Here is a 25,323-nt window from a genome sequence, read left to right on the forward strand (position 1 = left end):
GAAGGGGTCGAACAATATAGCAGCCAGAACAGGCTAGAAGGGTAAATCATTGAAAAAAAGAACAATAATGATTAGATTAATAATTCACTTTTAAATTTATAACTATGTCTAGTACTTTTTCTCAAATTTACATCCATATCATCTTTGCAGTAAAAGGAAGGAAAAGCCTTATTGATCCTGAATGGGAGGCTGAAGTTTACAAATACATCACAGGGATTATCACTAATAAAGGTCAAAAATTAATGGCCATAAATGGAATGCCCGATCATATTCATATCCTTATTGGAATGAGACCGTCCTGCTGCTTATCTGATTTGGTCAGGGAAATAAAAAAATCCAGTAATGTTTATATCAATGAAATATTTCGGAAAGATCGTTTTTTTTGTTGGCAAGAAGGTTTTGGGGCTTTTTCTCACTGTCCAGCATCTATAGATCGAGTTATTAATTATATTCACAATCAAAAAGAACACCATACCAAGAATACATTTCGTAAAGAGTATAGGAAATACTTAAATGAATATAAGATGGAGTTTAAGGAGGAATATTTATTTGACTGGATTGATTGAGCTCAACATAGAAGTTTTTTGTTCCAATCCTTTGGAGTAGGTAGGTACTTATAACCTTTGGTTATAATATGAATGTATGGTCCCTTCGGGATCTTGAAATATTTCTATTACCCCAAAGGGGGAACACCCAATTAGATTCGTAAAGGAAATTTATTTTCCGCCCCCAATGAGGTCCAACATTATGTTTTAGTTTAAGCAATATGGATTGGATATTAGGTACAAAGTTATTTTTGTTTCTCTCACTTATTCATCCGTTTTGTAAGACTCCTTCGGAGTCGTTATTTGTTTATTGCAATAGGTCTCGTTAGGAATGTTTGATTCCTTAGGGATCTTAAAACATAGTTAGAATCGTTAACGAAAATCAGAACACGACCCCGAGGGGGTCGAATATTTTAACGAGTAAAGAAATTGATTAAAAATACCAAAAACATTATATTCCATAACTACAACCAATAAACCCTGGCTATGGAAAAAATCACCATAAAAACCACTATCAATGCCCCAATAGAAAAAGTTTGGGTGTATTGGACCGAACCGGAACACATCACCAATTGGAATGCCGCCACTGATGAATGGCATTGCCCAAGTGCCAATAATGACCTGAGAAAGGGAGGAACTTTCACCTCAAGAATGGAAGCAAAAGATGGCAGTATGGGCTTTGACTTTTCTGGAGTGTACCTGGATGTGGTCCAAGGAGAACTGATAGCCTATGATCTTGATGATGGCCGAAATGTAAAATTAAACTTTGTGAAAGAGGGGAATAAAACCATTATTGAAGAAATATTCCAGCCGGAATCCTCCAATCCACTGGAAATGCAGCGGGCGGGCTGGCAGGCAATCCTCGATAACTTTAAAAAGTATGTGGAATCGAATTGACCCATACCTATTTGAGAAGAACCAGTGTTTGAAGGTAGGGAAATAAAGGCATATAGCCCTACCGGTTTTTTTCAATCCTTATTTTATTTATAAGGCCATTTGACCCCATTTTTTATTTGAAGCACCTTAAATGCTTGTTGGACTAAGGAACCACTTTTAACAGGGATGGCAACCACTTTTCTTAATGGTTTTTTTAGTTATTGACTTTATTTTATCCAATATCCATACTTGATTTGCAATTAGGATAAAAACGTTTTAGTAAATTTTGATATTAAGCTATTCAGTTGCTGTTTTATTTTGATTTAGGGTAATGGGTAGGGGTGAATAATACATTATTGCAAGCTCCTATCCATAATTCATCTCTAATATTCTTTTGCAATATTTCCAAAAACAACCAAAATGCTTCGCCTGAATACGCAGTTTTCAGATAATATAGATGATCCTAATAGGGAGGGGGGCTTACCTATTGTGGGCAATTCAGTTAGTACGCTAACAGATGAATTATTATGGGAAGGCGTTAAAATGGGAGAAGATGAGGCACTGGCTGAAATTTATACTCGCTTTGCCAATAAATTGTTTAATTATGGCACGCAGATTACCCACGATCGGGACTTGGCCTATGATATTGTACAAGATGTATTTCTGTATATGGTCTCGAAAAAGAACCAGTTGGGAGAAATTAAATCCATAAAAAATTATCTTTATTCATCTTATCGTAGAAAACTGCTGAGGGTCTTAAAGCGTAACCGAAAGATAAAACTAAATGAAGATTATGAGCGGCTGGATGGGTTTAAAATGGAGGTGGAAGCTGAATTTTATGCTTTGACAACCCCTTTGACTGTAGATGTAAAAAAACTACTTCATAAAATCAGCAATGATTTACCTATAAGGCAAAGAGAAATCATATCACTATATTTTTTTGAACAGCTTTCGTATAAGGAAATAGCAGGGATCATGGGGTTCTCCAATTTACGTTCTGCTAGAAACCTCCTCTATAAAGCCATTAACAATATGTCAGAGGTCTTAAAAAAACACGAAGACATACTTTTTCTACTGCCTATATTATTGAATATGGTTTGATTTTAACTTCTCTTATCACTTCCAACCTTCAATCTCTCACTTCGGACTTCCCACTCCCAACTTTCAAATCAGCCTTATTCAGGCTATTGGCTTTATTTCAGATAAGCAGATTTTAGGCTAATTAATTTTTTTTCGAAAAAATCTCACTTTTCCCGATGTCACTTTTCGAACTCGTGTCTCTCAATAATCAATAACGCAAAATTGATTTCAATCAAGAGATATATAAATGGAATTCGAGCCAAAGAACGAATCTGATTTTCTGAAGAACACCTTTTTTATCAAATGGGTAAGTGCACCAAATGACCATAGCAATAGGTACTGGGAGAAATGGTGCAGAAATAATCCTGATAAGATGAAAATGTTCAATAATGCCAGACTGATTGCCAAAAACCTCAAACCTGTTGAAGAAAATAGGATAGATGAAGAGAGGTTCTATAAGGGATTGGACCAACTTATCCTTGCCAATCATAAGAGTGATGAAGTGAAAAGTAGTAGACACTATGCAGCGGATAAGCCGGGAATTTTTACCTGGGGAAGGTCCATAGCTGCATCTATCCTTCTTTTGGGAATGATGATGGTGGTTTATAGCATTTGGTTTGACAAACCAAAGGATGTTATGCTCTCTATGAGCATACCTATAATCAATAAAGAAGCCCCAAAAGGTATAAAAAAGACAGTTTTGCTTCCTGATGGTTCAAAAGTGGTTTTGAATTCTGGTAGTAGCATAAGTTATCCGGAAACTTTTGGTGATACAAGGCAGATAGATTTAAAGGGGCAGGCATTTTTTGATGTGGAAAGGGATACAGCCAGGCCTTTTATAGTGAAAAGTGGGGAATTGGAGACCCGTGTATTGGGAACCTCTTTTGATATCAAAGCCTATGAAGAACAAAATATGTTACATGTAGCTGTAGTGACAGGCAAGGTTAAAGTCACTACAGGGAATGGTATAGAAAGTCATATCACTCCGGAAGAGGCTGTTTTTTATAACCGTAAAACCAATGCCCTGAGCAAGGATTTTTACGACTATGAATTATTGGTGGGCTGGAAAGAGAAGATCCTAAAATTCCAGGATGCAAAATATGAAGAGGTTTTTGAGCAGCTTTCTAATTGGTATGATGTCACCTTTATCATAGAAAAAGATGTAAAACTGGAAGGGGACTATACAGGGAGGTTTGAGGACCAAAGCCTAAAAAATGTTTTGATGGGCATGGAATATTCCGCAGGGATAAAATTTGAAATCCAAGGACATAAAATTTTAGTGAAATCAAAGGTCAAATAATAATAGGCATATCAATAAATATAATCACATAATTTTCAACTAACCCAAAATGATTATGAATCAAAAAGTACCAATTCTAAATTTTAAAAGGACCATAGGGATGTCATTTTTACTGGCATTCCTCGTACTAGCAAAGACGGTTGCTGCGGCAGTCAATAGTTCTCAAGACAAAGGAATAGATCAGGTATACCTGACCATTGATGCTAATCAGCAAGAGGTGTATACCATATTTGAGGAAATTGAACGGAAGACAGGATATGCTTTTGCTTACGAGAAGCAAAGACTTGGTGATTTGCCCCTACAGGATCTTTCTGTTCATAATGGTACTTTATTGTCAGCCTTAGAAGAGCTTTCCAGAAATGCTAAACTCCGCTTTAAAAGCATTAATAACACCATTCATGTATCCAAACAAAAGGAAAAGGAAATCGTGGAAAGTGTGGTCTTTGAGCGGACAGTAAGAGGAGTGGTCACATCAGCTGTGGATGGGCAGGCTATTCCTGGGGCAACAATAAGTATTAAAGGGACTACGACAGGTACGGCCACCGATATTGATGGAGCTTTTAGTATCACTGTTCCTAATGATGAGGCGATACTGATCTTTTCATTTGTGGGTTACAAAGCCCAAGAGATTATGGTAGGTAACCAATCAATAATTGAGGTGGTGTTGGAAGAGGATCTTCAGGGTTTGGAAGAAGTAGTGGTAGTAGGGTATGGTACCCAGAAAAAAATCAATGTTACGGGTGCGGTTGCAGATGTAGGGGGAGATGTACTCAATAAAAGACCCGTAACCAATGCTGCTTCGATGCTTCAAGGCAGAATGCCTGGTGTAAGGGTGGTGCAAAACTCTGGACAACCAGGGAATGAAGGTCTGGGAATTCAGATAAGAGGACAGGGAACTTTTAGTGGTGCAGGTTCCAATCCTTTGGTACTGATAGATGGTGTGGAAGGAAGTCTTTCCGATATTTCACCTAATGATATAGAAAATGTTTCTGTACTAAAAGATGCAGCCTCAGCATCCATTTATGGATCAAGAGCTGCCAATGGAGTGATCCTTGTTACTACCAAAAAAGGAAGCAAAGGGGGATTGAAAATAGATTATAATGGAAACTATGCTATCAATAGCCCATCAAGAATGCCGGAATTCATTACCAATTCGGCTGAGTACATGGAATTGTTCAACGAGGCAAAGTTGAATACCAATATTAATACAGGTCTGTACACCCAAGAACAAATTGACATGTATAGAAATGCTACAGATAGAAATAAATACCCCAATGCTGATTGGGTGGACATCATGTTTAATCCTGCTCCCACACAAAATCATTATTTGTCTTTTAACGGAGGAGAAAAGCTGACCACTTATAATGTGTCTTTGGGATATGTCAATCAAGAAGGGGTGATGAAGGGCTTCGATTATGAACGCTATAACTTCCGGGTAAACTTAAATTCTGGTTTGAATGAAAATGTCAAGTTTGGTACTAACCTATCATTTAAAAGGGGAGATCGCTCCAATCCAAGACAAGGAGCTGTAGACTCCTTCTTGGCTACCTTGGCCCAAGCTCCAACTTATTTGCCTACTTTACCTGATGGTTCTGGAAGGTACTCCTATAAAGCGTTTCCATTTGAAAGCAATAACAAAAACCCAGTAGCCATCATTGAAAATGGTGTGCTTAATAATGTGGTGGACCATTCTATCAATGCACAAGCTTGGACTGAATTCCAATTGGTACCGGGATTAAAATGGTATACAAAAGGAGCCGTCGTGGCTGATTTTACTAAGAGCAAAGACTGGAGGCCAGCTGTGCCGCTATACAACTACCACACCGGTGATTTTATGACCGATTTGGATGTAGGAGGTAGAGGACTGATCGTAGATGCTTATCAGAATATCTATACCAATTTGTTTACTTACCTAAACTATGAAAAAAACTTAGGTGGCAATCATAATTTAAACTTACAGGCCGGTTACAGTCAAGAGAATAACTCTTATGAATTTCTTAGAGGTTATAGAGAACGTTTTTCCAGTAATGAACTATTAGAGCTAAATGCTGGTAGTCCAGCAGTACAAAATGCATCTGGAACCAGTAATGCATGGGCGATACAGTCTTTCTTCGGACGTGCTGGATATAATTATGATGAGCGCTATTTATTAGAGGTGAATCTAAGGTACGATGGTACCAGTAGGTTGAGCCCTGATACCAGGTGGGGTGCTTTCCCATCTGTTTCAGCTGGCTGGAGGGTTTCTGAAGAGTCATTTATTGCAGATGGAAATATCGACTGGTTAAATGACCTCAAGTTAAGGGCTTCTTATGGTGAATTGGGAAATCAGAACATAGGCCTTTATCCTTACCAAGACATATTATTATTCACAGGTGCTTATCCATTTGACAATGCAGACCTTTCCACTGGCGTGGCACAGACCAGACTTTCTAATGCCAATATCAAATGGGAAACCACTAAGGTGACCGATATTGGGCTGGATATGATGATATTCAATGGATTGAGTGTGACAGTAGATTGGTATAGAAAGGTGACCTCAGACATCTTGAGGCAATCTCAATTGGCTGGTGTTGTCGGCTTGACACCTCCGACGATAAATGATGGGGTGATGCAAAATACCGGCTTGGAATTTAGCATGAATTATAGAAACTATATCAAGGATGGAAGCTTGCAAGGTCTTAATTATGAAGCTGGTTTCTTTATTGATCGATTCAGAAATGAGTTGGTAGAATACGGTGCTGAGCAGATCAGTGGTAATAATATTTATCGCGAGGGATTACCTTGGGGTAGCTATTATATGTTGGAATGGGAAGGGATTTTCCAAACCCAAGAAGAAGTTAATAATGCTCCCAAACAATTCAATGATAATACCACTCCGGGAGATTTGAAATTTAAGGATCAAAATGGGGATAATGTGATCAATGCGGATGACCGCATAGTAATTGGTAACCCTTTTCCAAAGTTTGAATATTCATTTAACCTGGGCGCTTCTTATAAAGGATTCGACTTTTCAGCCTTTTTCCAGGGAGTGCAAAAAAGAGATGTATTTGTCAATGGCTGGGGAACCATTCCTTTTGTTCAAGGAGCAGTTCCTACCGTAGATTGGAGAAATCGTTGGACGCCAGAAAACCCTTCTACAACCATGCCTAAAATGTATTGGGGCTGGAATGATGGAGGAAAGATTTCTAGAGCGTCTACCTACTTTTTACAGGATGCTAGCTATTTGAGAATGAAGAATTTAGTGTTGGGGTACAGCTTTAATGAGGTAGTTTTAAATAAGCTAAAGCTCAACAAATTGAGGGTTTATTTCTCTGGAGACAACTTGGTTACTATAACTGATTACCCAGGGCTTGACCCTGAAAGAGGTGGAAATGGAAGGTTTGTCAACTATCCTCAAAATAAGATTTACTCTTTCGGTCTTCAGGTTCAACTTTAATTCTCCCATTCAAAAACTAAGCGATTATGAAAAGAATAAAAAAATATACATTAATCATTTTGTCAATGACGCTAATGGCTGGGTGTGAAGGATTTCTTGATAAAAACCCCACCGATCAGCTTTCTTCCAGTTTGTTCTGGAAATCTAAATCCGATTTTGATAATGCCCTAACAGCAATTTATGGTACCATTCAAAATTCCATGTATTCCTTTGGTGCACCTAATTTGGATGTTTTGACCGATAATGGTTATGGTCAGCATAATTACTGGGGATCTAGGGAAATTGTTCAGGGGAATATCAACCCAACTTCTGGAGGATATGTGTCTAATATCTATAGTTCTAGCTATCAGGCCATAGCAAGGGTGAATATTTTCCTAGACCAATTATCCAATTATATGGGCACAGATATTAGCCCTGAGCAAATAGGAGTTTACGAGGGGGAAGCCAAATTCTTTAGGGCATATTTTTATTTCGAGCTTTATAAAGCTTATGGTTCGGTGCCAGTAGTAACAGCACCCCTTAACCTTGAAAATCAGCATCAGGAGAAACAGCCAGAATCAGCTGTATTAGCACAAATTACGGCTGACCTCAATGAGGCTATAGGGAAACTGAGTGCAGTTCCATTCAGTGATGGTGCTGGACATGTAGTAAAATCCTCAGCTGAGGGCTTATTGTTAAGGGTACTTATGTACGATGCTTATGATGAAAATGGCAATGCCAAAATGGATGTGCTTCAGGACGCCAAAAGTCTAGCGACTTCTTTAATGGGGGCAGGATATGGTTTGGCTGATGAATATGTCAATGTATTCAAGGATGGCACACAGGAAGGAAATAAGGAAATTATATTTTCCATCAAATTCTTGGCTCCTGATAATGCCACATCAATGGACCAGTGGTATGGTGACTGGTTTGTGATTAGTCCTTTGCAAAATTTTGTGGATGATTATGAATGTATCGATGGCCTTCCATATGGGGAATCTCCCTTAACTGATACTGAACAACCCTTTAATAATAGGGATAGCCGATTGACCAAAACAGTATTCAAAGATATTGTTGATTGGGGCGATGGCAATACTCATACTCCTTCCAATGGCGGTCCAACTACATTTGGCTTGAAGAAATTCCTGACTCCAAGCTTGATCCCTTATGGTTATTCGACCAGAAGTCAACAGGACTGGGTATTGCTTAGATATGCAGATGTGTTATTGATGTATGCAGAGCTTGAAAATGAGCTTTCAGGCCCTAATGCAGACGTTTATGATGCAATCAATGAAGTGAGATTAAGATCCGATATGCCTGCATTGCCTGCCGGGCTTTCGAAAGAGGAGATGCGTGAGCGAATCAGACATGAAAGAAGAATTGAGTTGGCCTTTGAAGGATTAAGACTTTATGATTTGAAAAGGTGGAGAATTGCCGAAGACGTCCTGAATAATGTCGAAGATGGAATAGTTGGTTATCATTACGAAGATAAGTTCTTTCATTGGCCAATCCCGCAGTCCGAAATTGATAAAAGCAATGGTATATTGGAGCAAAATCCCGATTATCAATAAAATTCAATAGATTAAATAGAAAAGCTTTGGGATTATTCAAGGCTTTTCTACTTTTAGGGCAACCACACTAACTGGAACCCTGACATACTTCTTAGTTTTATAGAATATACATTTTAGTAAATGAAAAAGCTTTTTAGAAAAGCCCTTCCACTTTTGGGAGGTTTGGTTTTATTAGGGCAAAATCTATGGGCGCAACAAGCCGATTTAAGCCTTTATTTTAAGCAACCTGCAGGAAACCATTTGGAATCTTTGCCAATAGGTAATGGGGAACTTGGGGGAATGATCTTTGGCAATCCCAATCATGATAGGATTATCCTGAATGAAAAATCCCTATGGTCAGGGGGAGTTCAGGATGCAGATCGGGAAAATGCTCATGAGTACTTGGATGATATCCAAAAGTTATTACTTGAAGGAAATAACAAGGAGGCAGAGGCACTCTTGCAAAAGAATTTTGTCAGTAAAGGTCCCGGATCTGGCAGAGGTAGGGGAGCCAATGTAAGTTATGGTAGTTACCAGACTCTCGGCGACCTTTGGATTACCTGGAAGGATACAACCGCCGATTATTCTGATTATTCAAGGATATTGGATATAGAAAATGCCCTGGCCCGAACAGAATGGTCCAGAGAAGGTATAGATTATGTTCAAGAAGTGTTTTCTAGTATCGATGATGAGGTGATGTTGATTAAGCTTTCAGCCTCTAAAAAGAAAAAACTCAGCTTTACCATTAGCTTGACAAGAAAGGAAAATGCCCGTACCGAAGTATTGGGGAATGAGCAGCTGCTTATGACCGGTCAACTTCCTAATGGTGATCTTCCAGGAATGAAGTTTGCCTCGGCAGTAAAGCTTGTTGCCCAAGGCGGGAATATAAACAGTCAGGAGGGTGAAATTATTGTGGAAGGTGCCAATACCTGTTATTTGATTATAGCTGCGGCAACGGATTTTAATATAGATGATCCTAAGACAAGGGCTGCTAATCCACTAGATATAGTAAATAAAAGACTTGCTGCTTTTGAAATTAAAGGTGCCCAAAAACGCCATATTGAAGCTTATCAGGAATATTTTAAGAGAAATACCTTTGTTTTGGATCATCAGAATGAAGAAGTCAAGGGCTTAAGTACTCCCGAAAGGTTACAAAGATATGCTGAAGGAAAGGAAGATGCCCAATTGCCTGTATTGTATTATAATTACGGTAAGTACTTGATGATTTCTTCCTCTCAGCCTGGCCAGTTGCCGTCCAATTTGCAAGGAATCTGGGCACCAGAGTATCAAGCCCCTTGGAATGGAGACTATCATTTGGATATTAACCTTCAGATGAATTATTGGGTGGCTGAGCAAGTAGGTTTAGGAGATCTGGCAGAACCAGTACACCAGTTTGCCGCTGATTTGGTAGAACACGGTGAGAAAACTGCAAAAGCCTACTATAATGCACCAGGATGGGTGGCCCATGTGATCAGTAATCCATGGAGATATACTTCCCCAGGGGAAGGAGCGAGCTGGGGATCTACCATGACAGGTGGAGCGTGGTTGTCAGAACATATTTGGGAACACTTTAGGTTTACCCGTGACACCGCCTTTTTGGAGACTTATTATCCGGTGCTGAAAGGTGCTGCCCAATTTTTATCATCGGTGCTTATCGAAGAACCTGAAAACCAGTATTTGGTTACTGCCCCTTCCAATTCTCCAGAAAGTGCTTATGTGAAGCCCAATGGCTATAGAGGTCATACCGTAATGGGACCGACTATGGATATGCAAATCAGCAGGGAGCTTTTTGGAAGTACCATCAAAGCTGCAGAAATCCTTGGGGTCGACAAAGCTTTTGCTCAGGAATTAGCCGAAAAACGTTCAAGACTTGCTCCCAACAAAATAGGTGCTGAAGGAGATCTCAATGAATGGTTGCATGATTGGAAAGATGCAGATCCAAAACACCGTCATGTTTCGCATTTGTATGGCTTGCACCCTTATGATGAAATTACCCCTTGGGATACTCCTGAATTGGCCGAGGCAGTAACAAAAAGCCTTGAAATAAGAGGTGACGGTGGTACAGGCTGGAGCCGTGCTTGGAAAATTAATTTTTGGGCTAGATTGGGAGATGGAGACCATGCTTTATTATTACTTAAAAAGTTATTGCAACCTGTCGGAGGTAAGGGCACCAAGATGGTCATGAGCAATGGCGGAACCTATCCAAATTTATTCTGTGCCCATCCACCATTCCAAATAGACGGGAATTTTGGAGGGGCAGCTGGTGTCGCCGAAATGCTTTTCCAAAGCCAAGGTCAGGATGAAACCTTAAGATTTCTTCCTGCTTTGCCTAGTGATGATGCTTGGCAAAATGGTAGTGTAAAAGGAATGCGGGGCAGAGGAGCCTTTAAGGTTGATTTCTCTTGGGAAAATGGGAATATTGTAAAGGCCTCTATTGAATCCTTGGCAGGATCAGCATGTAGTGTATTGGTGCCAGCTGGAATGAAGGTGACGACCACTAAGGGTAAAACACTGCTTGAGAATTCAAATAATGTAGCAAAAGTAATGTCCTTTGACACAGACAAGGGAGAAAATTATATTTTGACTGAGATTTAAATATATAACTTTCTAATATGTCAATATGCAATAAAGTTTATGGGGCTTTTATGGTTTTGATATTGATTACTGGTATCAAAGCCATTGCCCAAATTCAAGAAAGGCCAAGGCCTGAAGAATGGAATAACTTGGTGGAAGGCGGTCGGTTTCTCGACCTATTTAAACCCATAGAGCCTGTCGGAGATTTGGTTAAAGAAACATGGGGAGAGGAAGGTGTAGTGCCAAGGTACGTGGACAATGGTGTTGAAGATGGAGAATGGTCTTATTGGGGAGGAAATATGATATTGGCCGAGGATGGTAAGTATCACCTTTTTGTTTGTAGGTGGAAAGAAGATGCAGCTAAGGGGCATATGGAATGGCCTAATTCCATTGTGGTACATGCTGTAGCTGACAATGCTATTGGGCCCTTTGAGGTGATTGATACCATAGGGAAGGGGCACAATCCGGAAATGTACCAAACCAAGGATGGTAGGTATATCATTTATGTAATAGATGGCTATTATGTCTCAGATAATTTAAATGGCCCTTGGCAGTATGGTAAGTTTGAATTTGACCAAAGAGACCGACCGATAATTGAGGGATTATCCAATTTGACCTTTGCCCAACGTGAAGATGGATCCTATCTGATGATCTGTAGAGGAGGCGGGGTTTGGTTCAGCAAGGACGGTATCGCTCCCTTTCACCAGGTGAGCAATGAAAGGGTTTACCCGCCAGTTGATGGACGGTTTGAGGATCCGGTGGTTTGGAAGGACCATGTTCAATACCACCTCATTGTAAATGATTGGTTAGGAAGGATTGCTTTTTACCTTCGGTCAAAGGATGGTATTCACTGGAAGACGGACCCAGGGGAGGCCTATATGCCAGGAATCACCCGCTATACCGATGGAACCATAGAAGATTGGTTCAAATATGAAAGGATAAAAATCCTTCAGGATGAACTTGGCAGGGCTGTTCAGGCAAACTTTGCGGTGATTGATTATTTGAAGCATGAGGACAAACCCAATGATAAACATAGTTCCAAGAACATAGGAATTCCATTGGTAGTGGGAAGGCAGTTGACGATCCTAAGCAAAAAAGAAATCAATAAAAAGACCAAGCGGATTGAGGTCTTGTTAAAGTCTGAAAGCGGTTTTGATGCCCAAAAGGATGTGGACCTTTCCACCCTCCGTTTTGGGGCATCTGAGGAAGTGAACTTTGGCCGTGGAAGTAAACTACTCACTTCAAGACCTTCAGGGGATGACCTTATTTTGGTTTTTGAGGGGAAGGGAAATGGCTTTAGAGAGGATAATTTCGCCGGAAAGCTCCTAGGTAAGGACCTAGAAGGAAAATTGCTATTTGGCTTTGCGAGGTTGCCTTGGGTGGATTATTTGGAGCCAGCTCTTTCTGCAAAATTGCCCATACTGGAAGAAAATAGGCTTTCAGTGGAAGTACAGAATTTTGGGCAGGTCGACGCTGAAAGATCTAAACTAAGATTACAATACAAAAAGGGAGATGACTTGATAGAAATCGGAAGAGTAAATATTCCTGCATTAAGTCCCTTTGAAAAAACAACCGTGCAAATTCCAATTAACAAAGGAAAATTACCAAAAGGATCGTTTGAGCTTGAAGTATTGATAAGCTCAAAAGGAAAAGTTTCAGATAAATTAAAGGGGGAAGTTAAAGACGCTTCACCAGTAAAATAAGTATATGCGTATCCATGTCTTTGCACGTATCCTCTAATAAACGAAATATTCACCGAAATCTATTATTTGACGTTTGGAGCATTCGGTTTTGGAACGATTGAGGAGGGCGTTAAGAAAATGAGCTAGCTCGCGTCGTGGAGGGACGTGCGTAAAGAAAACAGTCAGTGACTGTTTTTAGCGAGTAGCCAGCTTGCAGGGTAGGTCCGCTCATTTTTAGCCCCTAGCAAGAGTTCCAAAATCAAATTGAGATAATAGTACCTAATCGAAACCGTATTCGGCTCAATTTGAAGAAGGCTCAACGGTCTAGATTTTTTGCCTACTTTTTCATCGATGGAAAAAGTAGGAAAGTCTAAAAATAAGTTAAACCCTTTGTTTATTCGGCTACATGCAGCACAACGGATACACATAAATTAAGTATTATTATGATGATAAATAAAACAATAAAAGCTTTCGGCTCTATATTTTTACTTATCCTGATTTTAAATTCAGGAATGCTTTTGGCCCAAACTGAAGAACAGGAGAAAGCCCCCAATATAGTTTTCTTCTTTGTAGACGATATGGGCTGGCAAGACACCTCATTGCCTTTTTATAAAGAGAGGACCAAACTAAATAAACAATATTATACACCCAATATGGAAAAGCTGGCCAGTGAAGGTGATAAATTTACCCAAGCCTATGCCTCGGCGGTTTGTTCTCCTTCTAGGATCAGTTTAATGACCGGTATGAATGCCGCGAGGCACCGTGTAACAAGTTGGACTTTAAATAAAGATAAATCCCCTGATCATGATCATCCCGTTTTAAAGTCTCCAAAATGGAATTTAAACGGACTTACTGATGGAGAGGGACAGGATTTGACGGTTTACCATAGCACCCTACCACAGCTATTGCGTGAGGCAGGCTATGAAACGATTCATGTGGGCAAGGCCCATTTCGGTGCAAAGGATACTCCTGGAGAAGACCCTCGTAACCTAGGCTTTGATGTCAATATAGCAGGCCATGCAGCAGGCGGTCCAGGGAGTTATCATGGAACACATAATTTCAGTGCTGTTTGGAGATCAGGAAGTCCTGTTTGGGATGTGCCAGGTTTGGAAAAGTACCATGGTAAAGATATTTTCTTGACTGAAGCACTGACCATTGAAGCAAATAAAGCTATGGCGAATGCGGTGGATAAGGGCAAACCCTTCTACTTGTATATGTCACATTATGCCATTCATGCACCATGGGAAAAGGATGATCGTTTTTACCAAAAATACATCGATGCGGGGCTTGATGAATTTCAGGCTACTTATGCTTCCATGATTGAGGGCATGGATAAATCCTTGGGAGATATCATCAATCAACTGGAAAAACTAGGAGTAAAGGATAATACCATTATCGTATTTATGTCGGACAATGGAAGCCCTAGTCAAACCCCTAGAAATCTTCCTTTGAGAGGACATAAAATAACCCCTTATGAAGGAGGAATCAGGGTGCCCATGATCGTGAAATGGCCGGGCATCAGTCAACCTGGAAGAGTGATCAATGATTATTTGATCATTGAAGATGTCTACCCTAGTTTTCTGGAAATGGCTGGCGTTTCCAAAGGTATCGATAAAGCTGTTGATGGACAAAGCTTTGTGCCTTTACTAAAAGGGGAGCAGGTCAATGATGAACGGCCCCTATTTTGGCATTATCCCAATACTTATGACCAGCCGCCATATAGCGTGGTGAGAAAAGGGGACTGGAAATTGATCTACCACCATGTGGACCAATCTTTTGAGCTTTTCAATATTGCAGATGATATCAGTGAAGCACATAATTTATTGGCCCAAAACCCTAAAATAGGCAAGGAATTGGCCAAGTTGCTGACCCAGCATTTAAAGAAGACCAAGGCTCAGATGCCTATCATAAAAGCAACGGGCGAGCCTGTTCCATATCCTAATTCTGCTTTGCAGCGTGCTGGAAATTTATAACTGGGAAGACAGGAAAATATTCACTGATTGATATAAACCACATTGCGATCTGAAGCAATGTGGTTTTTTTTGAATCCGGATTATTCATTAGCGATCGTAGTGAGGTCTGAAAGTGCAAGAAAATCAGTTAGTTTGGAGACATAAGCGTAGCACCGCTACGGTGAAGTCGAAAACTAAAGCATAGCGACTGATTTTGAAGCACTTTAATGCCGGAATAGATAGGCTAATGCATATTTCGGGTTGAAATAGTTTTAGATAGAAATAAATAAGCCATTGTTTAGGATAGCTATAATAGTCCTTTTTAATAATGCTGAGTTTACATAATGATAATGTCGTATTGGATAAGGAAAAGATACCAATGATTAATTTTAGCACATGATTCCTAATAAGTAAATATTGCCTATTATGTATATCCGCAATTGCACCACTGGATTTTGAATAGTATGATAATCTTTCAAAAAGTATATGAAAGTTCCGAGAAATTAGGTTTTATTCCGTGCAAACCTGTCTTCCGCCAGGTAGATCTGTAGAGTCTCCCGATAAATCGAGACAGGCTGTGAGAAATAAAGCTACTGGTGCGAAAACAGACTATCATATTGACTATTATAGGAATACCCATTATTGACTTAATATGTGCAAAACATTTGCCATACGTTTCTATTATTTTAAAACCATCATATACCACCATAATGAGTACAGTGTTTTTAGATCCCAAGTGCAGAACAATAGCTTGTTTTTTATTTCTTTTTTTATCTATTGTGGTGAATGGCTCAGCCCAACAATTAGAAATCAAACCTTATTTACAAAATGCAGCGCCAAATGAGATAACAATCATGTGGCAAACCAATTTTGGTGAGGAAAGTATAGTAGAATGGGGTACATCCTCCAAATTGGGCAATCAGACAGAAGGCAAGGCATTTGATATCAATTTTACGGAAGCACGGGTACATGAGGTGAAACTGGAGGGGCTGCAAAGACTGACGGAATATTATTATCGCGTAAGGACAGGGGAAGCTGTATCGGATATATATCAATTTAAGACACCACCATTTTCCAGTGATCGAAAATCCTTCAACCTTATTGCGATGAGCGATATGCAGATTGATGGCAATGAACCTGATAAGTTTAATGAAATCGTGAATGAAGGGATACTGTCCTATTTGGAAAAGGAATTTGAAGGAGAGGTCCCTGAAAACTTGGCCATGGTACTTATCCCCGGGGACCTGGTAAGCAGGGGAAGTGTTTATGAACAATGGCAAGGGCACTTCTTTGGCCCCGCATCCAAACTCTTTTCACAGGTACCAGTGTACCCTGTATTGGGCAATCACGAAGATCAATCACTATTCTATTTTAAGTATTTTAGTTTACCTGAAAATGGGACACCTGCTTATGCTGAAAACTGGTGGTTCAAGGATTATGGCAACACCCGTATTTTAGGTTTGAATTCAAATGTGGAGGATGGCATTGGAGGAAGCAAGGTCCAACTAAATTGGTTGGACAGGGTGTTGGCAGAAACAGAAAAAATGGATGAAATAGATTTTGTTTTTGCCCAGATGCACCATCCTCATAAATCTGAACTATGGATCCCTGGTGAATCGGATTTTACCGGTGAAGTGGTCAAAAGACTGGAGACCTTTACTGAGAAAACAGGGAAGCCCAGTGTGCACTTCTTTGGGCATACGCATGGCTATTCTAGGGGCCAATCCAAAAACCACAAGCACCTATGGATCAATGTGGCTTCTGCAGGAGGCTCATTGGACAATTGGGGGGAGTTCGAAAGTCGCGATTATGATGAGTTTACCGTGACCCAAGATGAGTATGGTTTTGTGATGGTAGAGGTCGATGCCAATCCGGCTGACCCAAAATTTACCGTAAAAAGGATCAGTCGTGGTAATCAATATCAGCCTCGGGATAATGAATTAAGGGATTCTATTACAGTTTGGAAAATGAACTGGTTGCCAAAGGCTCCGCAGGCAGCTTACCCTAAAAATGAAGAAGCACCAGCAAAGGGTTTGGTATTGAAGGCTGGAGACTTCCATAGTGACCGAAAAGTAGCTTTCCATGCAGCCTCCAATTGGCAAATAAGTACTGATCCTGATTTCTCCGATCTGGTTTTGGATACTTGGAAGCAGCATGAAAATTGGTATTATAATGAAAACCAACAAAAGGATGATGACCTTAGGGATGAAAGGGTCTTTAAACTACTAACAGCGGGCAAGAAGTACTATTGGCGCGTAAGGTATCGTGATCAATATCTCAACTGGAGTGAATGGTCCGATATTCAGTCATTTGAAGCGAAGTAGCACGAGGATATAAGTTTATAAAGGAAACTAAGTCTGGCCTTTAAAGCAAGGTTTTATAGGACCTCAAAAGGGGAGGGGGCTAAAGGAAAAGGACTTCTAGCTAACCAATAACTGGCTGATATTTTCTACAGAGATAGGCTTAATGATGAAATTGTCAATAACATCATATTCTTTGGCTTTCTCATGATCCTTAGGGTCAATCGAACTGGAGATAATATAAACTTTAGCTTGTTGTGTGGTTTTAATTTTGGTGAATTCATCGAGGAATTTCCATCCGTTCCATATGGGCATATTGATGTCCAATAAAATTATTTCAGGAAGGGATTTTCCTTCATTGAGGGATTTGGATAGCTTTTCAAAGGCCTCTTTACCATTTTCGTAAAATATGGTGTCTACATCGAAGCCTCCCAGCTCGATTATTTTCTTTAATCCAAAAGTATAGATGGGATCATCATCTATGATGCAAAGACTACTGATTTTTTTCATGTCATTATCCATAAATATTTCTAATCAATAAAAAGAGAGTAAACTTCATTAAAGAATAGATGAAAATGTGTCATTTTTTCTTTTCAATATCTTTTGCATAATGATGGTTTATATTACCATCAATAAACAAATATATGAAATATGTGTCAGCTGTTTTTGTTGAAACATAAAATTTTATTCTATAATTTTTATTTATACCTTAAAATTTAACTAGATCTAAAATATGGTTTAATAAAATATTTTAGATGAATAAGTCTTATTCTTTCGTAATCTTTCGGTAAATAATCCAGTTTGTTAGGTAAATAAAAATAATTTTAAATCCATTCTTTCAATGGTAACTTATTTAATATATGAATTTGTAGATCAATTCGCACCATCAACCTTTAAATATTGAAGCAAAGTGCAAAAAGGTATGGCTATAATTTCGGTCAGTGATAGTCAGTGATTTATCATTATATCCGGTATTCTGCCAGTAAGTATAACCGTCAAAACATGCTCTCAAAAATGACACATTATTTCACAGAAATAATTAATTAAACCTTTCTACCGTAAGGTAGATCAGTGGAAATCTGTGAAATCTGTGAGTAATATAGCTACTGGTGTGCAAACGGGTAATCGGTGATTTATTTACATTTTCGAAAGTATACCTTAAATATTGTCCCTTTATTTACTTCACTTTCAACCTCTATTTTTCCTCCCAATGCATCTACCTGACTTTTGGTGATAAATAGGCCTATACCCCTGGATTCAGGATGTCTATGGAAGGTTTTATACATTCCAAAAAGCTCTTTCTTATTGCGCTCTAAATCAATTCCCAATCCATTGTCCTCAAACTTTAAAACGATATAGTCAGGCTGCTCATAACTGCTGATTTCAAGATTGTCATTAGCTCCATTTGAACGGTACTTGATGCTATTGGTCAAAAAATTGAGAATAATGCTATCCAAATAAGCTGGAAGTCCTAAAATTTTATGGCTAGGGCTTACTGTATTGGAAATGCTTACATCGGCAGATTTGGCCAGGGCAGAAATGTTTTCTATACCTTTGTTGATGGAATCATAGACTGATAGGCACTTGAGGTTTTCTTTTATAGAAGTATTGATGATCGCCACTTCATTTAAATGGTAGATGGTTTCCGATAGATTTTTGGAGGCTTGCTTTAAATGGGCGATGGTCGGAAGATCTTTTAATTCCGGTCTTTCGTCCAATACAATATCGATCATAAAATCAATATTCCCTGAATGGGATTTGAGGTTATGCGAAACAATATGGGCGAAGTTTTGTAACCTGCTGTTTTGCTCCTGTGTAGTGTTAAGTAAGCTTTGTATTTTTTGCTGGGCTTTTTTCAGTTCTGTAATATCAATTATTTGGGAAATAAAATACATGGGATTATTATTGACATCCCTCAACAGGGACACTGCTAGGATGATATGAATTATTTCTCCGTTTTTATGGAAATATCTCTTTTCCATTTGATAGTTTTCTCTATGGCCAGCCAATAATTCCTCACAAAAAGCCAGGTCAGTTTCAAGGTCATCAGGGTGTGTGATTTCCGCAAAAGTAAGATTCATCAGTTCTTCTGAACTATAGCCGGTTATTTGGCAAAGTTTTTTGTTGACTTTTAGCCAAAAACCCTCCAGACTGACAAGGGCCATTCCAATGGCAGCATTGGAAAAAGTCCTTGAGAATGATAGTTCGCTGATTTTTAACTTTTCTTCATTGATTTTTTCTTGGGTAATGTCTTCAGCAGAAATGATAAAACCACCAATTTTTCCATTATTATCCAACCAAGGACTGGCTTCCCATTTCAACCACATTACCTTCCCATCCTTTGTTAATTTAAAAGCTTCCTCTGAATAGTTGGCACCTTTAATACACTGTTCCTTAATTTCTTTGATTTTGTCCTTTGCATCAGGGAAAGTGTCCAAAAGGCTGAGATGATGGATAGACTCATCTTCCATTTGGAAGCTCTTTAACCATTTTTGGGAAGCAACGGTATATTGGAGATCAAGATTGACCATTGCAAGGGCTGAAGGGACATTTTTTATAAAGAGTCCCTGGTTTTCTGACAACTGTTTACTGGTATTGATATCCCGATGTGTTCCAAACATGTACAAGGGCTCACCGTCAGCGGTCCAAGTGAATACTTTTCCCTTGTCCAGAATCCATAACCAATGGCCGTTTTTATGTCTTACTCTATATTCACATTTGTAAAACTCTGATTTTCCAGAAAAGTATTTCTTAAGTTTTTTTTGTTGTTTCTTTAAATCATCAGGATGGATGAATCCTTCTAAGGTTTTGATGGATATGGGGCTCAGTTCCTCTAATGTATAGCCTATCATCTCTGCCCATCGCTCATTACAAATCGTTTCGCCTGTTTGGACATTCCATTCCCATGTACCCACATTGGTCCCATTGATGACATTATTGAGCTTTTCTTTTTCTTTGGTCAGTTTTAGACTTTGGACTTTTTGTTCATCGATATCTTGAATAGTACCATAAAATCCAAGGACTTGACCTTCGTGTATTTGAGGAATGCCAATAATTTTGACCCAGTGCCTGCTTCCATTTGAACCAAGGATGGATACTTCTAATTCGAACGGACGGTTGCTTTCTATAGCTTGCCGACTGCTGTTGATGATTAATTGTTTGTCGTTATGATGTTCTAATTTACTTAAACAGGCTCTTAGCTGTGGCTGACAATCTTGCTCATATTGTAAAATTTTCTTGGCTGTGCTACCAAGATCTAATTTTAGTGTTTTGATGTTTAAGTTCCAGTGACCAATGGAAGCCGCTTCATTACATTGTTCAAGGATTTCTTCCTTCCTTTTGAGTTCACTCAGATCGGTATGTGCGCCCAGCATCCGGATGGCTTTACCGTTTTGGTCCCTAAGTGCCATGCCTCGGCATCTTATCCACACAGTCTGACCATTTTTATGGTGGTATCGAACAATTTGGTCGTATGGATGATCAGGATTATTGCAATGCTTTTCGAAATTGACATGAACTTTTTCTAGATCCTCTTTAAAGATGATATCTTGCCATGTAGCAGATTGATGAGGCATTGATTCAGGGTCATAGCCTAAGGTCGTCCAGAATTTATTATCCATCCATTCATTTTCAGGATTTTCTATGTCCCAATACCATATTCCATCTAATGAGGAATCTTTGATGAAATCAAAGATTGAACCATCCTTTTGAAGTAATTCCTTTAGCTCTTTCTCTAAATAATTCATGCGGTCTAGCATTTCTCCTTTTACTTAATAATTTGCAGTACTTCCTGGTATTATCATAAATACAGATTGCTTAAATCTTTATATTGGAATCCTACAAATGGCCATTTCACTTTTTGCTTCATTAGCAGGTTTATTTTGCCAGTCTAAATATCAATAATTTTCATTGTTAATATGCGAAATTAGATGATCTTTAAAACCACTTTTTCTTTTTAAAATAAACCAACATAGATAGGGTAATCACGATCATTACCAACCACATGATATAATAACTGTATCGATAATGGAGCTCGGGAAGAACGTCAAAATTAGTCCCATATATGCCAGCAATAAATGTTAGTGGAATAAAAATGACTGAAAAAATGGTGAGAAACTTCATGATATCATTTAGCTTGGCACTAATGGTGGTGTGGTAGATATTTAACTGATCGGATAGCATTTCCCGGTAATTGTCTGAAGTTTCACTGGCATGGCTGATGTTTACCTGAAGTTCCCTGTAGTAAATTTCGTTTTCTTCATCAATCAAATCTGTATCTAACTTGGCAAGGTTCAGAATCATTTCCTTGGCAGGTTTAATACTTTTTCTCATGAAGTTGAGCTCCCTTTTATACCTATTGATTTGATCGATGGTTTTTTTGTTCTGATTGACCAAAAGTCGATCCTCTAAATCTTCTATTTTTTCACCTAATATCCCGAGATTATAGATATAGTTGTCAATAACAATATCCAGTAAGGTAAAGGCCAGATAATCTGTTCCTGAATTTCTGATACGTTTTTTGTTCATTCGAATCCTCTCCCGCACAGGTTCAAATACATCCCCCTTTTTTTCTTGAAAAGAGATCAACATATTTTCGGTGATAACAAGACTTAAATTTTCTACAGTTATTTGGTCTGTTACCGGGTCACGTTGCATCATTTTAAGGGAAATGAACAGGCTGTTTTCAAAGTCTTGAACCGTGGGACGCGCCTGGGTATCCATTACCGTAGAGAGGACAAGTTTAGGTAATTCTATTCCCTTATATATTTTATCCATTAAAGTGGCATCATGGAGACCATCTATATTGAGCCAAGTAACTGAATCTGTTTTATTCAATGGGAATGCTTCTTCAATATGCTTTATGGACTTTTCCTCTAATTTTTCACCATTAAAATCTATGATGTTTAAATGGACTTTATCTGATTTCCTTATTCCTCGGAACAATAACTCATCAGGGGAAATACCGATTTCTTGTTTTTGTTTTTTAAGGAATTTAAAAGGATTTGAAGGCATGGGTATTTTAGGTGTAATCATAATTCGAAAAGTTTTTGATGCTTTCTAAAAATACAAGATATAATTTTTTTGAATTTATCGACTGGAAAATATGGGCACATGTTGAAAAAAATGGAACAGAATTTTAGTACTACTATAATTTTATGACTCTATATGAAATAGTATGGCTAAACCTTAATAAGGTACCATCTTAGTTAGGCAGCGGCAGTAGACCTCAAGTGTATTTGCAAATCCGCCTTACAGATATTGAGCGTTAAGAAATTAAAGAAGTGGGTAAGCAAGAAGGCAGGCTTGCCTGCCTGACCGGCGAGGCAGGTCTGACGAAATGCTGAACAAAGAGGTGGCAGGCAGCTATGAAAGAGGAGTTTGCCTGCATTAGGGCGGGCTTTAGTTTTAGCACAATAGATGTATAGCGGCGGGGTTTTTTGGTTACTTTTTTCACCTGTAGGAAAAAAGTAACAAATGGAATGAGGTGAAAGTCACTCTAAAATTTGGTAAACAAAGTAAAAGTTACCCACAGTAAATCATATAGAACCAATTTTATGAAGTAATATGGAGTGATTAAGGCTTGGAAATAAGATAAGCTTGATTAGATGTCTGCTATTGCACTCTTATTTAGCTGCTGATGATTTCAAGAACAAGCTTTTTAGTCAATGGCCTGCCATTGGCCTTTGTCTTGATATCCTGAAAAGCAAACCTAAAGTCACATCCTGATTTCCAATTGCTGCAGCCATAGGCTGTCTTTCCTTTGATAATGGTGCCATTTTTGCATTTTGGACAGGCAGGCATTTTATTGGTATCCGCTTCCTTTGGCTTACTGTCTTTTGACTCAAACTCAAGCTGAAAATCATCCCTTAGCTTAATAATACCATCTGTTTTTTGACCACTATACATGAATCCTTTCAATTTGGTAGTGGCCTTTTTTTCAATCAGTCTTTGGACTTGTTTGTCTGTTAGTTTTTTCTCTAAAAACTTGAAAGGTAGGCGGAGATTACATCCTGATTTCCAGTTGCTACAACCATAGGCAGATTTTCCCTTGATGATACGGCCTTGATTACATTTTGGACAAACGACCTCTTCAATGCTTTTAGCACTTTTCTTGCTATTGGAAGCCGTGGAAGTTTTAGCTGTGGTGTTATTATTGGTCGCTTTTGGCTTGGCTGCAAAGGCTTCAGGAGCTGCCAGCCTAGGTTTGCCGGTTTCCAAACGGACTTCTTGTACAAGCTCGGCCACCATTTTTTTCATATTATGGATAAACTTGATGGCACTGAATTCACCTTCCTCGATTTCCTTCAGTTGTTTTTCCCATTGTCCGGTAAGCTCTGCAGATTTTAACAGTTCATTTTGGATGGTACCGATCAGCTGAATGCCCATTTCTGTAGGAACCACCTGCTTTTTTCTTCTTTCTATATACTTCCTTCTGAAAAGCGTTTCTATAATACTTGCCCTGGTAGACGGTCTTCCTATCCCATTAGCTTTCATGAGATCCCGGAGTTCTTCGTCTTCTACCTGCTTACCGGCAGTTTCCATGGCACGCAATAGTGAGGCCTCGGTATAGTTCTTTGGGGGCTTGGTGGTCTTTTCTATAAAAGAAGGTTCATGTGGTCCATGCTCACCTTTATCAAAGGACGGTAAGATGCCTTCCTCGTCTTCCTTATCATCATCTTCCTTGTTTTTCTTGGACTCCTTGGGAAAGAGTACTCTCCAACCTTCCTCTAGGATTTCCTTTCCTTTGGCTTGAAAGGTGACGGTTTCTACGGCTGCGCTTACCGAAGTTTTGGCTACTTTACAATCAGGGTAAAATACGGCAATAAAACGTCGGACAATAATATCATAAACCTTTTGCTCTGCATTGGGCAAGGGCTTTTGTTCACCGGTCGGGATGATGGCATGGTGGTCGGTCACCTTTTTGTCATTGAAGACCTTAGCGGATTTTCTGATCTTTTTTCCCAATAAGGGTTCGGTATATTGGGAATAATCACTGAGTCCTTTTAATATTTCAGGCACCTTAGGGTACATATCGTTGGGCAGGAAGGTGGTATCCACCCTAGGGTAGGTGACCACTTTCATTTCATAAAGTTTCTGCACCAATTTAAGTGTGGTGTCGGCAGTAAAACCAAACTTATTGTTGCAATAAACTTGTAAACTGGTCAGGTCAAAGAGCTTTGGAGCATATTCTTTGCCTTCCTTTTTCTCAATATCAGTAATAAACAGGTCCTTGCCGCTAACTTGCTCAAGCAGCTTTTCTCCGTCTTCTTTTTTGAAAAACTTTCCTTCAGTGCTGCTGAACTTGGTTTCTCGGTAAAGGGTCTGAAGCTCCCAATAAGGTTCTGGCTTGAAGTGCTCTATTTCATGGTGTCTTTGGACCAACATGGCAAGGGTAGGAGTTTGAACCCTGCCAATGGAAAGCACCTGTTTATAACCACCGTATTTGAGGGTATAAAGTCTTGTCGCATTCATACCCAAGAGCCAATCACCAATGGCCCTGGAGCTGCCCGCATAGAAAAGATTATCAAAATCCTCAGCGGGTTTTAAATTATCAAAGCCTGATTGAATGGAGTCTGTAGTTAACGAAGAAATCCATAACCGCTGAACAGGCCCTTTATATTCAGCCTGTTTCATCACCCAACGTTGGATAAGCTCTCCTTCTTGACCGGCATCACCACAGTTAATGACTAATTCAGCTTTTTTAAATAACTGTTGGATAACCTTAAACTGCTTTTTTACGCCGCTATCCTCAATGACCTTGGTTTCAAACCTCTTGGGCAACATGGGTAAAGTGTAAAGGTCCCATCTTTTCCAGCTGGTATCATAATCTTCAGGCGGGTAAAGGGTGCAGAAATGTCCAAAGGTCCAGGTAACCTGGTAGCCATTACCTTCAAAATATCCATCCTTTCTGGCATTGGCCCCTAGGACTTGGGCAATCTCTTTGGCTACACTGGGTTTCTCGGCGATACAAACTTTCATGGAAATGGGAAAACAGGACTTGAAGATGGCCTGATGAATAAATTGATTGGGTTAAAAATAAAGAACTAT

14 protein-coding genes are annotated in these 25,323 nt (G+C 39.1%); 10 read left to right on the plus strand and 4 right to left on the minus strand.

What is annotated here, in order from left to right; translation table 11 throughout:
- Positions 1 to 104: 104 nt before the first annotated feature.
- The 10 genes from tnpA to H7U17_RS17450 all read left to right on the plus strand — a co-directional run bounded on the left by tnpA (position 105) and on the right by H7U17_RS17450 (position 17,298).
- Positions 105 to 566 carry an IS200/IS605 family transposase gene (gene tnpA, locus H7U17_RS17405; protein WP_186758038.1) on the plus strand — a complete coding sequence of 154 codons (462 nt, stop codon included), beginning with the start codon at positions 105 to 107 and terminating at the stop codon, positions 564 to 566.
- Between the two features lie 465 nt (positions 567 to 1,031).
- Complete coding sequence (locus H7U17_RS17410) at positions 1,032 to 1,442, plus strand: SRPBCC family protein (protein ID WP_186758039.1); 411 nt, start codon at positions 1,032 to 1,034, stop codon at positions 1,440 to 1,442.
- A 399-nt stretch (positions 1,443 to 1,841) separates the two neighbouring features.
- Entirely contained in the window at positions 1,842 to 2,522 is a 681-nt protein-coding gene (locus H7U17_RS17415; protein WP_186758040.1) for an RNA polymerase sigma factor, read from the plus strand.
- 226 nt (positions 2,523 to 2,748) lie between these two features.
- Positions 2,749 to 3,801, plus strand: a complete 1,053-nt coding sequence (locus tag H7U17_RS17420; RefSeq protein ID WP_186758041.1) for a FecR family protein — start codon at positions 2,749 to 2,751, stop codon at positions 3,799 to 3,801.
- Between the two features lie 55 nt (positions 3,802 to 3,856).
- The gene (locus H7U17_RS17425; RefSeq protein ID WP_230981464.1) at positions 3,857 to 7,237 is read left to right on the plus strand and encodes a SusC/RagA family TonB-linked outer membrane protein; all 3,381 of its coding nucleotides are present in this window, start codon (positions 3,857 to 3,859) and stop codon (positions 7,235 to 7,237) included.
- 26 nt (positions 7,238 to 7,263) lie between these two features.
- Positions 7,264 to 8,787 (plus strand): RagB/SusD family nutrient uptake outer membrane protein, encoded by a 1,524-nt coding sequence (locus tag H7U17_RS17430; RefSeq protein WP_186758042.1) that lies wholly within the window; start codon positions 7,264 to 7,266, stop codon positions 8,785 to 8,787.
- A 120-nt stretch (positions 8,788 to 8,907) separates the two neighbouring features.
- Positions 8,908 to 11,361, plus strand: coding sequence for a glycoside hydrolase family 95 protein (locus H7U17_RS17435; protein ID WP_186758043.1), 2,454 nt, complete (start codon positions 8,908 to 8,910; stop codon positions 11,359 to 11,361).
- Between the two features lie 17 nt (positions 11,362 to 11,378).
- Positions 11,379 to 13,043: a glycoside hydrolase family protein gene (locus H7U17_RS17440; protein ID WP_222439231.1), complete on the plus strand. Its 1,665-nt coding sequence runs from the start codon at positions 11,379 to 11,381 to the stop codon at positions 13,041 to 13,043.
- Between the two features lie 422 nt (positions 13,044 to 13,465).
- Positions 13,466 to 14,995: a sulfatase gene (locus H7U17_RS17445; protein WP_230981466.1), complete on the plus strand. Its 1,530-nt coding sequence runs from the start codon at positions 13,466 to 13,468 to the stop codon at positions 14,993 to 14,995.
- 689 nt (positions 14,996 to 15,684) lie between these two features.
- Complete coding sequence (locus tag H7U17_RS17450) at positions 15,685 to 17,298, plus strand: FN3 domain-containing metallophosphoesterase family protein (RefSeq protein ID WP_186758044.1); 1,614 nt, start codon at positions 15,685 to 15,687, stop codon at positions 17,296 to 17,298.
- Positions 17,299 to 17,394: 96 nt separating this feature from the next.
- Here the strand turns inward: H7U17_RS17450 and H7U17_RS17455 are convergent, their stop codons facing one another.
- The 4 genes from H7U17_RS17455 to H7U17_RS17470 form a co-directional block, all read right to left on the minus strand.
- Positions 17,395 to 17,784 (minus strand): response regulator, encoded by a 390-nt coding sequence (locus H7U17_RS17455; protein ID WP_186758045.1) that lies wholly within the window; start codon positions 17,782 to 17,784, stop codon positions 17,395 to 17,397.
- Positions 17,785 to 18,407: 623 nt separating this feature from the next.
- The gene (locus tag H7U17_RS17460; protein WP_222439232.1) at positions 18,408 to 21,020 is read right to left on the minus strand and encodes a PAS domain-containing protein; all 2,613 of its coding nucleotides are present in this window, start codon (positions 21,018 to 21,020) and stop codon (positions 18,408 to 18,410) included.
- A 190-nt stretch (positions 21,021 to 21,210) separates the two neighbouring features.
- Positions 21,211 to 22,308, minus strand: coding sequence for a magnesium/cobalt transporter CorA (gene corA, locus H7U17_RS17465; RefSeq protein WP_222439233.1), 1,098 nt, complete (start codon positions 22,306 to 22,308; stop codon positions 21,211 to 21,213).
- Positions 22,309 to 22,902: 594 nt separating this feature from the next.
- On the minus strand, positions 22,903 to 25,254 hold the full coding sequence (locus tag H7U17_RS17470; RefSeq protein WP_186758047.1) for a type IA DNA topoisomerase: 2,352 nt from the start codon (positions 25,252 to 25,254) through the stop codon (positions 22,903 to 22,905).
- Positions 25,255 to 25,323 lie beyond the last annotated feature (69 nt).

The organism is Echinicola salinicaeni (assembly GCF_014280965.1).
Taxonomy (GTDB): domain Bacteria; phylum Bacteroidota; class Bacteroidia; order Cytophagales; family Cyclobacteriaceae; genus Echinicola; species Echinicola salinicaeni.